10 protein-coding genes and 6 tRNA genes are annotated in these 11878 nt (G+C 53.4%); 7 read left to right on the top strand and 9 right to left on the bottom strand.

Annotated features, from left to right (window positions below; genetic code table 11):
• The first annotated feature begins 14 nt into the window (after window positions 1-14).
• On the top strand, window positions 15-2030 hold the full coding sequence (ligA, locus tag DBR02_RS02145) for an NAD-dependent DNA ligase LigA (protein ID WP_107533453.1): 2016 nt from the start codon (window positions 15-17) through the stop codon (window positions 2028-2030).
• A gap of 1 nt (window position 2031) precedes the next feature.
• Window positions 2032-2247, top strand: coding sequence for a DUF3820 family protein (locus DBR02_RS02140; protein WP_063868110.1), 216 nt, complete (start codon window positions 2032-2034; stop codon window positions 2245-2247).
• Here the strand turns inward: DBR02_RS02140 and DBR02_RS02135 are convergent.
• Window positions 2244-3239, bottom strand: coding sequence for a bile acid:sodium symporter family protein (locus DBR02_RS02135; RefSeq protein WP_063868112.1), 996 nt, complete (start codon window positions 3237-3239; stop codon window positions 2244-2246). The genes DBR02_RS02140 and DBR02_RS02135 overlap by 4 nt on opposite strands.
• A gap of 89 nt (window positions 3240-3328) precedes the next feature.
• Here DBR02_RS02135 and DBR02_RS02130 point away from each other — a divergent pair, with 89 nt between their 5' ends.
• Complete coding sequence (locus DBR02_RS02130) at window positions 3329-4270, top strand: LysR family transcriptional regulator (protein ID WP_107533452.1); 942 nt, start codon at window positions 3329-3331, stop codon at window positions 4268-4270.
• On the opposite strand, the gene DBR02_RS02125 is transcribed toward DBR02_RS02130, so the two are convergent.
• The 5 genes from DBR02_RS02125 to DBR02_RS02105 form a co-directional block, all read right to left on the bottom strand.
• A complete protein-coding gene (locus DBR02_RS02125) occupies window positions 4261-4602 on the bottom strand; it encodes a FlxA-like family protein (RefSeq protein WP_107533451.1) in 342 nt (113 codons plus the stop codon). The two genes, DBR02_RS02130 and DBR02_RS02125, sit on opposite strands and share 10 nt — an antisense overlap.
• Window positions 4603-4739: 137 nt before the next feature.
• A tRNA-Lys gene (locus DBR02_RS02120) sits at window positions 4740-4815 on the bottom strand.
• A 4-nt stretch (window positions 4816-4819) separates the two neighbouring features.
• Window positions 4820-4895 (bottom strand) — tRNA-Val (locus DBR02_RS02115).
• Window positions 4896-4924: 29 nt separating this feature from the next.
• Window positions 4925-5000: transfer RNA gene (locus DBR02_RS02110), tRNA-Val, on the bottom strand.
• Window positions 5001-5041: 41 nt separating this feature from the next.
• Window positions 5042-5117: transfer RNA gene (locus tag DBR02_RS02105), tRNA-Val, on the bottom strand.
• A 258-nt stretch (window positions 5118-5375) separates the two neighbouring features.
• On the opposite strand from DBR02_RS02105, the gene gltX reads away from it, so the two are divergent.
• Window positions 5376-6791: a glutamate--tRNA ligase gene (gene gltX, locus DBR02_RS02100; RefSeq protein WP_063868117.1), complete on the top strand. Its 1416-nt coding sequence runs from the start codon at window positions 5376-5378 to the stop codon at window positions 6789-6791.
• Window positions 6792-6842: 51 nt separating this feature from the next.
• Here gltX and DBR02_RS02095 read toward each other — a convergent pair whose 3' ends face one another.
• Both DBR02_RS02095 and DBR02_RS02090 read right to left on the bottom strand, forming a co-directional pair.
• The gene (locus DBR02_RS02095; protein WP_197711247.1) at window positions 6843-7229 is read right to left on the bottom strand and encodes a YfeC-like transcriptional regulator; all 387 of its coding nucleotides are present in this window, start codon (window positions 7227-7229) and stop codon (window positions 6843-6845) included.
• A gap of 1 nt (window position 7230) precedes the next feature.
• The gene (locus DBR02_RS02090) at window positions 7231-7593 is read right to left on the bottom strand and encodes a YfeC-like transcriptional regulator (RefSeq protein WP_063868121.1); all 363 of its coding nucleotides are present in this window, start codon (window positions 7591-7593) and stop codon (window positions 7231-7233) included.
• Between the two features lie 217 nt (window positions 7594-7810).
• Between DBR02_RS02090 and DBR02_RS02085 the strand changes: the two genes are divergently transcribed.
• The 3 genes from DBR02_RS02085 (at window position 7811) to DBR02_RS02075 (ending at window position 10404) form a co-directional block, all read left to right on the top strand.
• Window positions 7811-7886: transfer RNA gene (locus tag DBR02_RS02085), tRNA-Ala, on the top strand.
• 41 nt (window positions 7887-7927) lie between these two features.
• A tRNA-Ala gene (locus DBR02_RS02080) sits at window positions 7928-8003 on the top strand.
• Between the two features lie 211 nt (window positions 8004-8214).
• Window positions 8215-10404, top strand: a complete 2190-nt coding sequence (locus DBR02_RS02075) for an EAL domain-containing protein (protein WP_107533450.1) — start codon at window positions 8215-8217, stop codon at window positions 10402-10404.
• A 45-nt stretch (window positions 10405-10449) separates the two neighbouring features.
• Here the strand turns inward: DBR02_RS02075 and nupC are convergent, their stop codons facing one another.
• Entirely contained in the window at window positions 10450-11637 is a 1188-nt protein-coding gene (nupC, locus tag DBR02_RS02070; RefSeq protein WP_063450445.1) for a nucleoside permease NupC, read from the bottom strand.
• Between the last annotated feature and the right edge of the window lie 241 nt (window positions 11638-11878).

Raw genomic sequence — 11878 nt, 5'->3', positions numbered from 1 at the left:
ATTGATGGTGCGATATGGACTCAATCGAACAACAACTTACTGAACTGCGAACCACGCTTCGCCATCATGAATATCTCTATCATGTTATGGATGCACCGGAAGTGCCGGATGCGGAATATGACCGCCTGATGCGTGAACTGCGCGAACTGGAAGCGCAGCACCCGGAGCTGATTACGCCAGACTCCCCGACGCAGCGCGTCGGCGCCGAGCCGCTGGGCGCTTTCAGCCAGGTGCGTCACGAAGTGCCGATGCTGTCGCTGGATAACGTTTTTGATGAAGAAAGTTTTCTGGCTTTCAATAAGCGCGTGCAGGATCGCCTGAAGAGTGTCGACAATCTGAGCTGGTGCTGCGAGCTGAAGCTGGACGGTCTGGCCGTCAGCATTCTTTATGAGAACGGCGTGATGGTGCGCGCCGCAACGCGCGGCGATGGCACCACCGGGGAAGATATCACCACCAACGTGCGCACCATACGTGCGATCCCGCTGAAGCTGCGTGGCGAGAACATTCCAGCCCGGCTGGAAGTGCGCGGGGAGGTGTTTCTTCCGCAGGCGGGCTTTGAAAAGATCAATGAAGAAGCGCGTCGTACCGGGGGAAAAGTGTTTGCTAACCCGCGTAACGCGGCGGCAGGTTCTCTGCGTCAGCTCGATCCGCGCATCACCGCGAAGCGACCGCTTACTTTCTTCTGCTACGGCGTCGGGATCCTGGAGGGCGGCGAGCTGCCAGATACCCATCTCGGGCGCTTATTGCAGTTCAAAGAGTGGGGGTTACCGGTAAGCAACCGCGTGCAGCTCTGCGACTCTCCGGAGGCGGTGCTGGCGTTCTACCGTAAGGTTGAAGAGGATCGCCCTACACTCGGGTTTGATATTGATGGCGTGGTGATCAAGGTTAACTCCCTGGCGTTGCAGGAGCAGTTAGGGTTTGTGGCCCGTGCGCCGCGCTGGGCGGTGGCCTTTAAGTTCCCGGCGCAGGAGCAGATGACCTTCGTTCGCGACGTGGAGTTTCAGGTAGGGCGTACGGGGGCGATTACGCCGGTAGCGCGTCTGGAGCCTGTACAGGTGGCCGGCGTGCTGGTAAGCAACGCCACGCTGCATAACGCCGATGAAATTGCCCGCCTGGGCCTGCGCATCGGTGACAAAGTGGTGATTCGCCGCGCGGGCGACGTGATCCCGCAGGTGGTCAACGTTGTGGAGTCAGAGCGTCCTGCCGACACCCGCGCCATCGAGTTTCCGGCCCACTGTCCGGTATGTGGTTCTGACGTGGAGCGCGTGGAAGGCGAAGCGGTAACGCGCTGTACGGGCGGGTTAATCTGCGGCGCACAGCGTAAAGAGTCCCTGAAGCACTTCGTCTCACGCCGGGCGATGGACGTGGACGGAATGGGTGACAAGATCATCGACCAGTTAGTTGAGAAAGAGTATGTCCATACGCCAGCGGACCTCTTTACGCTGACGGCAGGCAAGCTGACCGGCCTCGATCGTATGGGACCGAAATCCGCCCAGAACGTCGTCAACGCGCTTGAGGCAGCCAAAAACACCACCTTTGCCCGATTCCTCTACGCGCTCGGCATTCGTGAAGTCGGGGAGGCGACGGCGGCGGGGCTGGCGGCGTATTTCGGCACGCTGGAGGCGCTGGAGAAAGCCAGCATCGACGAGCTACAGAAAGTCCCGGATGTCGGCATCGTGGTCGCCACCCACGTCTTTAACTTCTTCGCCGAAGAGAGCAACCGTGAGGTGATCGGTAAATTACTGGAGCAGGGGATTCACTGGCCCGCCCCGGTAGTGGTGAATGCCGACGAGATCGACAGCCCGTTTGCCGGTAAAACGGTGGTGCTGACCGGTAGCCTGAGTCAGCTTTCGCGCGATGACGCGAAGGCCCGCCTGGTGGCGCTGGGGGCAAAAGTGGCGGGCAGCGTGTCGAAGAAAACCGATCTGGTGATTGCCGGGGAAGCGGCCGGCTCGAAGCTGGCCAAAGCGCAGGAGCTCGGCATCGAAGTGATCGACGAAGACGAAATGATGCGCCTGTTAGGAGAATAACGTGGAAAAAGAGCAGCTCGTTGAGATCGCCAATACGGAGATGCCGTTCGGTAAATATAAGGGCCGCAGGCTGATTGATTTACCGGAAGAGTATCTGCTGTGGTTTGCCCGTAAGGATGCGTTCCCCGCCGGGCGACTGGGCGAGCTGATGGCTATCACGTTAGTGATCAAAACTGAGGGGCTGACCCAGCTGGTTCAGCCCCTGAAGCGTCCTTAAGCTTTCGCGGCGCGGGTCTCTTCCTGCGCCAGCTTTTCCGTCTGCGCCTTGTAGCGCCGCGCCAGTACTGCACATACCATCAGCTGGATCTGATGGAAAATCATCAGCGGCAGCACCATCATCCCAATGACCGACGTCGGGAACAGGATATTGGCCATCGGGATCCCGTTAGCCAGGCTCTTTTTCGACCCGCAGAAGACGATGGTGATTTCATCGGCCTTATTGAAGCCGCACCTGCGGGCCACAAAGACGTTGACCGCGATGACAATGGCCAGCAGAACAATGCTCACTACTACAATAAACAGCAGCGATCCGGCGCCCACCTTGTGCCAGATGCCGTTTACAACGGCTTCGCTAAAGGCCGTGTAAACCACCAGCAGAATGGAGCTTTGATCCGTTTTGCCGATCCATTTTTTGTGTTTCGCCACAAACTCCCCAATCCAGGGGCGGGATAAGTGTCCGAGCACAAACGGCAGCAGCAGTTGCAGACAAATTTTACCCACCTGTTCCAGGTTGCCCTCCGCACCGTGCATGTTCATCAGCAGACCGACCAGCAGCGGTGAAACAAAAATCCCCAGCAGGCTGGAAGCGGAAGCAGAGCAAACCGCCGCCGCGACGTTGCCGCCCGCCAGCGAGGTAAAAGCAATAGCGGACTGCACCGTGGCCGGCAAAATGCACAGATAGAGGAAGCCGGAATACAGCGCGGGGTCGACATTCACCGGCGCCCACCAGGCAAACAGCACGCCCAGTACCGGGAAGAGGATAAAGGTGCTGCACATTACCCAGAGGTGCAGCCGCCAGTGGCTACCGCCTGCAATAATGGCCTCCCGGGAAAGCTTGGCGCCATGCATAAAGAACAGCAGGGCAATGGCTGCCGTGGTCACGCCTTCAATAATGGGCACAAAACTGCCTCGCGCCGGGAAAAACGAGGCCAGCAAAACGACTCCAATCAGGGTCAGCGTGAACGGATCAAGGATACGAAAAAGTTTCATAATCACTCCTGAAAACAGATGTCGCTATTGTGCTTTCTTCCCTTTGAGAAATAAAATTGATTTATTGCATCCATTCATGAATTAAAAAGATGAATTATTCGTTACGTCAGCTTCGCGTTTTCGTCACCGTCGCGCAGGCCCGCAGCTTTAGCCGGGCAGGGGAGATGATCGGCCTCAGCCAGTCGGCGGTGAGCCATAGCGTTAAGGAGCTTGAAACGCAAACCGGGGTGAAGTTGCTCGACCGCACGACGCGGGAAGTGGTGCTCACCGAAGCGGGACAGCAGCTGGCAACGCGTCTGGAGAGGCTGCTGGATGAACTGAACAGTACGCTGCGGGATGTCGGGCGGCTCGGGCAACAGCTTTCCGGCACCGTGAGAGTCGCGGCGAGCCAGACGATTTCGGCGCATCTTATTCCTCAGTGCATTGCGGAAAGTAATCACCGCTATCCGGATATCGATTTTGTTTTGCACGACAGGCCGCAGCAGTGGGTGCTGGAGAGTATTCGTCAGGGAGAGGTGGATTTCGGGATTGTCATTGACCCCGGAGCTGTAAGCGACCTGGAATGTGAAGTGGTGCTCTCGGAGCCCTTTTTATTGCTCTGCCGCGATGATGACCCCCTGGCATCGCTGCCGCAGGTGACCTGGCAAGCCTTGCAGGGGGCAAACCTGGTGCTACAGGATTATGCCTCTGGCAGCCGTCCGCTGATAGATGCCGCACTGGCCGCGCAGGGCGTTAAGGCAACCATTGTGCAGGAAATTGGGCATCCTGCCACGCTGTTCCCCATGGTCGAAGCGGGGATTGGCATCAGCGTTCTGCCTGCGCTGGCACTGCCACTGCCGCAGGGGAGTCGTTTAACGGTAAAGCGTTTCTTGCCCTGTATTGAACGCCAGCTGATGCTGGTACGCCGTAAAAACAGGTCTCTTTCTGGAGCAGCGCACGCCTGCTGGAATGTGGTGCGCATGCAGGCCGGGCGTTTGATGGAGGCCCGCACGCGCGATCCGCTCTTTAACGAAAACAGCGATCAGATGTAGATATCAACCTTATGGTCTGCGGAGGGCTTATTGATGCCTTCCGCCACGGCCTGACCGTTTTCCTGTTTTGGCATTGCCTCTTCTGCCTGCTGACGCAGCAATTGCGCCAGCTGTGCCTGCAACATAGCCAGCTGAGATTCGAGTAATTCCTGCTGCTTTTGCTTCTCTTCTGCCGTGGCATCACCCATGGCGACTTCTTTGAGCTGCTGAGTGACTTTCGTTATCTGTTTGGTCAGACGGGTGATCCGGGAAGCAATGTCGTTTCCGCCGGAGCTGTTGTCTACGCTGCCGATGTCCATCGCCGACAGAGAAACGGGCTTAAGAGTTGTCATACTGAGATCCTTTTCGCCATAAAATAGAGGTATCGGCAAAGAAGGCGTGAGCTTGAGTAAAACAAGCGGTCTGGCTGCAATGAGGATGTGCTATATCGCAGATAGCAAAAAAGCGCCTTTAGGGCGCTTTTTTACATTGGTGGGTCGTGCAGGATTCGAACCTGCGACCAATTGATTAAAAGTCAACTGCTCTACCAACTGAGCTAACGACCCGAAATGGTGGGCGATGACGGGCTCGAACCGCCGACCCCCTCCGTGTAAAGGAGATGCTCTACCAACTGAGCTAATCGCCCATTTCGGAACTGCTGCGATAAGGTGAGAATGGTGGGCGATGACGGGCTCGAACCGCCGACCCCCTCCGTGTAAAGGAGATGCTCTACCAACTGAGCTAATCGCCCAATCTCAATGCTTATCTACACTGCGAGTCTACCGAAGTAGATGGTGGGTGATGACGGGCTCGAACCGCCGACCCCCTCCGTGTAAAGGAGATGCTCTACCAACTGAGCTAATCACCCCCGCTGTGTGGAGTCGCATTATAGGGAGAGTTGAAAATGAGTCAACGCATTTTCTAAAGTTTTTATTCGTTCGTCGTAAAATTAGTCAAAACGATCGCAAAACGGACTGTGGCGCATGATTTCTAAACAAAAACAGCAATCTCGAACCGGATAAAGTGATCGACATTGAGGAATCGGCCCACAGTGATAGAATATTGCCCATTGTTTTCTTCCCAGGATTTGCCGATTACCGGCATCTTTATAACGTAAGGCCATTTCATGAAAATCAAAACTCGCTTCGCGCCGAGCCCGACAGGCTATCTGCATGTCGGTGGTGCACGTACCGCTCTCTATTCCTGGCTTTTCGCACGCCACAACAAAGGTGAGTTTGTGCTGCGTATTGAAGACACCGATCTTGAGCGCTCAACGCCGGAAGCAATTGAAGCCATTATGGATGGGATGAACTGGCTGAATCTGGAGTGGGACGAAGGCCCGTACTTCCAGACCAAACGTTTTGACCGCTATAACGACGTCATTGACGAGATGCTGGTCGCGGGCACGGCCTATAAGTGCTACTGCTCCAGAGAGCGTCTGGATGCACTGCGCGAAGAGCAAATGGCAAAAGGCGAAAAACCGCGTTATGACGGTCGTTGCCGGCACGACCACAGCGAGCATGCTGCCGATGAGCCGTGCGTTGTGCGTTTTGCTAACCCGCAGGAAGGCTCTGTTATCTTTGATGACCAGATCCGCGGCCCGATCGAATTCAGCAACCAGGAGCTGGATGATCTGATTATTCGTCGTACTGACGGATCGCCAACCTATAACTTCTGCGTAGTTGTGGACGACTGGGATATGGAAATCACGCACGTGATCCGTGGTGAAGACCATATCAATAACACCCCGCGTCAGATCAACATCCTGAAAGCGCTGAACGCGCCGGTACCGGTGTACGCGCACGTATCGATGATCAACGGTGACGACGGCAAAAAACTGTCCAAACGCCACGGCGCGGTGAGCGTAATGCAGTACCGTGATGACGGCTATCTGCCGGAAGCGCTGCTGAATTACCTGGTGCGTCTGGGCTGGGCCCATGGCGACCAGGAGATCTTCAGCCGCGAAGAGATGATCAACCTGTTCTCTCTGAACTCGGTGAGCAAATCCGCCAGCGCGTTCAACACCGATAAGCTGCTGTGGCTGAACCATCACTACATCAATACCATGCAGCCAGAATATGTGGCGACTTATCTGCAATGGCACATTGAGCAGGCAAACATCGATACCCGTACTGGCCCGGAACTGGCGGATCTGGTGAAACTGCTTGGCGAGCGTTGCAAAACGCTGAAAGAGATTGCCGAAAGCTGCCGCTATTTCTATGAAGAGTTTGACGCGTTCGACGCGGACGCGGCCAAGAAACACCTGCGTCCGGTTGCGCGTCAGCCGCTGGAAGTGGTGCGAGACAAGCTCGAAGCCATTACCGAATGGACAGCGGAAAATGTGCACCACGCGATTCAGGCTACTGCTGATGAGCTGGAAATTGGCATGGGTAAAGTCGGTATGCCGCTGCGCGTTGCGGTAACGGGGGCAGGCCAGTCTCCGGCGCTGGACGTGACCGTACATGCAATTGGTAAATCGCGTAGCGTTGCGCGCATCAACAAGGCGCTGGGCTTTATCGCTGAGCGCGAAAGCCAGCAGTAATGCCCGCGTAATACACATAACGGCAGGGTGACCTGCCGTTTTTTTTGCCTGTTATTCAGCAATACCAAGACGCGTAAGAAAACCCTGCAAACCCTCACGCGCGAGCAGTGCGCGCAAACGTTCCTGTTCCACTGCCGTCATGTTTTCCAGCGAGTCGATGATTTGTGGAAGCAGGCTGGGTGAGGTCGCTACGCCATAGAGGGAAGGGCTTTCCGCAACGTGGTAAACAGCCTGACGGTTACGTATGGCGGGAAGGCTTATGATGTGCTCCTTCACGTGCGCATCAATGCATATCACCCGCGCTCTTCCGCCTTTAACACCGTTAATCCCCTCCGTTTTCCATCCTTTTTGTCGTATCCAGCGATTAACGGTCTGTCGGGCTACGCCCAGACTGTCCGCCAGCTCTTCCGTGGTCATTTTGCTGCGTAATCTTTTCATATTAGCGTTGGTCGCGAATCCCTAAGCGTTGTAACAATCCGGTAATCCCTTCCCGCAGTAACAGCGATGTCATCTGCTTTTGCTCATCCGGCGTCATTTCATTCGCCAGCGTCATGAGCAGGGCGTGAAGTGAACCGTCGTGGTACGCCTTATCTGGCATTTCCGGCGACTCTGTCACCCTGCGTGCGCTGCGAATAAAGTCGCGCACTTTTTCATTGACGTGTACCAGACGCGCCTTGCCACCCTGAACGCCTGGTTTTGGCGATGTAATCCAACCCTCTTTACGTACCCATTTATTGATGGTCTGTCGGCTATAGCCAGTCAGCAGGGCTAACTCTTCTGGCGTCATTCGTTCCTTGATCATACAATTTCCTGAATATCTGTGGGGTTAATTAGTGGTTCATTTTATAGCACCGTTTTACGTGAAAACGTGACAAGCTTAACTCCTGGCTGCGAGCAGGCTCGCAAAGTGATTCATTTGCATGATTTTTCGACGGTTGAAAGGCGGAGGCTGAATTTGCCGTTGACACGTTGCGGCGGAATTCATATTATGCCGCCCGTCAACATGACAGCTTTACGATGGGGCTATAGCTCAGCTGGGAGAGCGCCTGCATGGCATGCAGGAGGTCAGCGGTTCGATCCCGCTTAGCTCCACCAAATTCTGAACCCAACAGAATGCGGTAGGTAAAGTAACATGTGGGGCTATAGCTCAGCTGGGAGAGCGCTTGCATGGCATGCAAGAGGTCAGCGGTTCGATCCCGCTTAGCTCCACCAAAATTTAAACCCTCGTCGTAAGACGGGGGTTTTTTTATATCTTGTAAAATGTTTAGACTCTTTTTGTTGCCAGCAATGTCGTTTTCTATACATCACCTCAATCCAAATCAATAAACAAGTCTATAAATAGACCTGAACTTGATTCGTGCAATTAATAAACCTATTATCCATCCGGTCAATAAGACGATGGTTAAATAGATCTCACGGATTAATGAATAGAAAAATTTACAATAATGTAAAAATATTTATGATTGCCCTGGCGCTAAGCCTGATTGCGATCCCCTTTTCCCGTTATATCTCCCCGCGCGCTATCGTCAACGAAAATGATGTTTATTTAGCGTGGTTGCCCTTAAGCGCTATGCTCGCCATCGTGTTGTTATTTGGACGACGGGCAATCATTCCTTTACTGATTAGTTTTAGCATTACTAACATTTATTACTTTGATTTAGCATTGCTACAATCTTCCGTGTTATTACTTTGTCAGACGTTTGCCGTCTTTGCGGCCTGTGGCGTCATCCGTCTGATGCTGGGCAAGCGCTGGCGACACAGCATGCCGAATAAGTACATCGGTATACGTATTTTCTGGCTCGGATTTATGGTTCCTGTAGGCATCAAATTATCGATGTATCTGGCTGGATATTTATTTGATTTCCCGGTGACAATCTCCTCCTATTTCGGCGAAGGCTCTGCAATTTATAACGTTATCGATATTCAAAGCCTCATTTGTGCCGCCCTGATTTTCACCATGATGTTCTATTACCCGTTAAGAATGATAATTAATCCCCGGTATGCCCGAACATTCTGGCGGCGAAGCGTGAAGCCTCTCTTTTGTCACAAAAAAGCATTATTTATCGTTGTGTGGCTGATGCTGTTGGTCTCGATGATCGCTATTTTGTGCGCGCCTTTCGAGTCACAGTTTATAGCTGGTTATTTGATGCCAATCGTTTTTATTCTTTTTACCCTGGGGATTGGTCGTCTGAGCTATTCACTCATCTCTTTGCTCTGGGCGGCTTCGGCGCTCATGCTGTTGACCTACAATTATAATTTTCTCAATGGCGTTGAATCGGGTCACTCACTTTCCTTTATCCTCTCGGTGCTCATCTCTTTCGCCATCTGCCTGCTTTACATGTCACGGATCTTCCAAAAAAGTGAATGGCTGAAACAGGGATGGCAGGAGAGGGCGCTTACCGATCCGCTCACCGGTCTGCCTAACATTCGTGCGCTGGAAGTTTTTCTTCAGCACCATCCTGAGGCTAAAGTCTGCTGCCTGCGCCTGGATAATCTGGAATTCCTGAGTCGTCACTACGGCATCCTCATGCGCGTGCACTGTAAAAAGATGATCACCGCGTCGCTGCAACCGCTATTGCAAAAAGACGAGAAGCTCTTCCAGCTACCGGGCAGCGAGCTGGTGGTGGTTTTGCTGGGGCCGGGCACGGCTGAGCGCCTGCAATATATGGTTGACCAACTGAACAGCCGTAAGATCACCTGGAACAAGACCGAGCTCGACATTGAGTTTGGTGCCTCCTGGGGGGAAGTGCCGGATGGGGAAAGCCTGCACCACACGCTGGGTCAGCTGAGCTGGCTGTCCGAGCAATCCTGTGGCGGGCATAACGTTCTGGCGTTAACCAACAGTCTGGATGATGTCTCTGGTCAGACGACGGACAGGGTGCTAATGCTGGCCCGCATAAAACGCGCCCTGGATATCGGCGGTCTTCACCTTTACGCCCAGCCAATCCACAATGCGCGCGGGGAAGGGTACTTTGAAATCCTCTCCAGGCTGGAAAGCGATGGCGAGATCATCACCCCTGACCGCTTTATTCCGCTGATTGCTCAGTTCAACCTGAGCCACCGGTTTGACCTGAACGTACTGGAAAAATTGCTGATGTGGATGCGCAGCCATCCGTCCGGACGTGCAGGAACGCGCTTCTCCGTCAATCTGATGCCGCTGACGCTGATGCAAAATGAGATTGCGGCTGAGATCATTCCCCTTTTTGAACGCTACGCTATTGCGCCGCAAGATATCATCATTGAGATCACCGAGGAACAGGCTTTCTCTGACTCGGGAAGCAGCATCAAAAATATCCAGCAGCTGCGTGATTACGGCTTCCGTATTGCCATAGACGACTTTGGTACCGGCTATGCCAACTTTGAGCGCCTGAAGCGGCTGGAGGCCGATATCATTAAGATCGATGGCAGCTTCGTGAAAGATATTTGCACCGACAGCATGGATGCGATGATCGTGCAGTCTATTTGCAACATGGCAAAAACGAAATCGCTGTGTGTGGTGGCTGAATATGTGGAAACGGTTGAACAACGCGAAATGTTGCTGCGATTTGGCGTAGATTATTTGCAGGGCTATTTGATTGGCAAGCCACAGCCTCTGACGGCGCTGGAAGCATAAAAAAACCGGGAGCGATGGCTCCCGGTTTTCGTTCAGCGGTATGAATTAGAGGACCAGTGCTGCGATAGAGGCAGACAGGACGCTCACCAGCGTTGAACCGTAAACCAGCTTCAGGCCAAAGCGAGACACCACGTTACCCTGCTCTTCGTTCAGGCCTTTAATTGCGCCAGCGATGATACCGATGGAAGAGAAGTTCGCGAAGGAGACCAGGAAGACGGACAGGATCCCTTCCGCGCGCGGGGAGAGCGTGCTGGCAATCTTCTGGAGATCCATCATCGCCACGAATTCGTTGGATACCAGTTTCGTTGCCATGATGCTGCCCACCTGCAACGCTTCGTGAGCAGGTACACCCATCACCCAGGCAACCGGGTAGAAGATATAGCCCAGAATGCCCTGGAAGGAGATACCCAGAACGGCCGCAAACAGGGCGTTCAGCGCAGCGATCAGCGCGATAAAGCCAATCAGCATCGCGGCAACGATAACCGCAACCTTGAAACCAGCCAGAATGTATTCACCCAGCATTTCGAAGAAGCTCTGTCCCTCGTGCAGGTTTGACATCTGAATGTTCTCTTCGCTGGCATCCACACGGTACGGGTTAATCAACGAAAGGACGATAAAGGTGCTGAACATGTTCAGAACCAGCGCCGCAACCACGTATTTCGGTTCCAGCATGGTCATATACGCGCCCACGATAGACATGGAAACGGTAGACATTGCGGTCGCCGCCATGGTGTACATGCGGTTGCGGGACATCTTGCCGAGGATATCTTTATACGCAATGAAGTTCTCAGACTGACCGAGGATCAGCGAGCTGACTGCGTTGAAGGACTCCAGCTTGCCCATGCCGTTAACTTTAGATAACAGGAAGCCGATCGCACGGATAACCACCGGCAGAACACGGATGTGCTGGAGGATACCGATCAGGGCAGAGATGAAGACGATAGGGCAGAGCACTTTCAGGAAGAAGAAGGCCAGACCCTGATCGTTCATGTTGCCAAAGACAAAGTTTGTCCCTTCGTTGGCAAATCCGAGCAGTTTTTCGAACATTTCGGAGAAGCCTTTCACGAAGCCGAGGCCTACGTTGGAGTTCAGGAAGAACCACGCAAGTAAAACTTCAATGACCAGCAGCTGGACAACATAGCGAATACGAATATTTTTGCGGTCTGTGCTGACCAGCAATGCGAGTGCAGTAACGACAACGAGTGCCAGGACAAAATGAAGGACGCGGTCCATATTTGCTCCAAATATGAGGCAGGTTTAATTTCCGTGCACATTCTATGTAACAAGCACAAAGAAAACGAGATCAAGCCCACACTATAGTTACATCCTGTGACGAGTCTCAAAAATAGTGATCAACAATACATTTTTGTTATGTTAGGTAAATGAGTGAAAAGTTAAGTTTGTGTGCTACGCTTCACAAATGTCTGCGCATTTTCACATTCTGTGACCTTGCTCCACCTGCCTGTCTATTGTT

Source organism: Enterobacter cloacae complex sp. (assembly GCF_900322725.1).
Lineage (GTDB): Bacteria > Pseudomonadota > Gammaproteobacteria > Enterobacterales > Enterobacteriaceae > Enterobacter > Enterobacter quasihormaechei.
Note: the sequence above shows the minus strand (reverse complement) of the source record. Positions and strands in the feature narration are given on the sequence as shown.

Bases quoted from the DNA above. Each gene is read 5' to 3' on its own strand.
- ligA (WP_107533453.1), top strand. From the start codon at position 15: ATGGACTCAATCGAACAACAACTTACTGAACTGCGAACCACGCTTCGC.
- DBR02_RS02135 (WP_063868112.1), bottom strand. From the start codon at position 3,239: ATGAAACTTTTTCGTATCCTTGATCCGTTCACGCTGACCCTGATTGGA.
- DBR02_RS02130 (WP_107533452.1), top strand. From the start codon at position 3,329: ATGAATTATTCGTTACGTCAGCTTCGCGTTTTCGTCACCGTCGCGCAG.
- DBR02_RS02125 (WP_107533451.1), bottom strand. From the start codon at position 4,602: ATGACAACTCTTAAGCCCGTTTCTCTGTCGGCGATGGACATCGGCAGC.
- gltX (WP_063868117.1), top strand. From the start codon at position 5,376: ATGAAAATCAAAACTCGCTTCGCGCCGAGCCCGACAGGCTATCTGCAT.
- DBR02_RS02095 (WP_197711247.1), bottom strand. From the start codon at position 7,229: ATGAAAAGATTACGCAGCAAAATGACCACGGAAGAGCTGGCGGACAGT.
- DBR02_RS02090 (WP_063868121.1), bottom strand. From the start codon at position 7,593: ATGATCAAGGAACGAATGACGCCAGAAGAGTTAGCCCTGCTGACTGGC.
- DBR02_RS02075 (WP_107533450.1), top strand. From the start codon at position 8,215: ATGAATAGAAAAATTTACAATAATGTAAAAATATTTATGATTGCCCTG.
- nupC (WP_063450445.1), bottom strand. From the start codon at position 11,637: ATGGACCGCGTCCTTCATTTTGTCCTGGCACTCGTTGTCGTTACTGCA.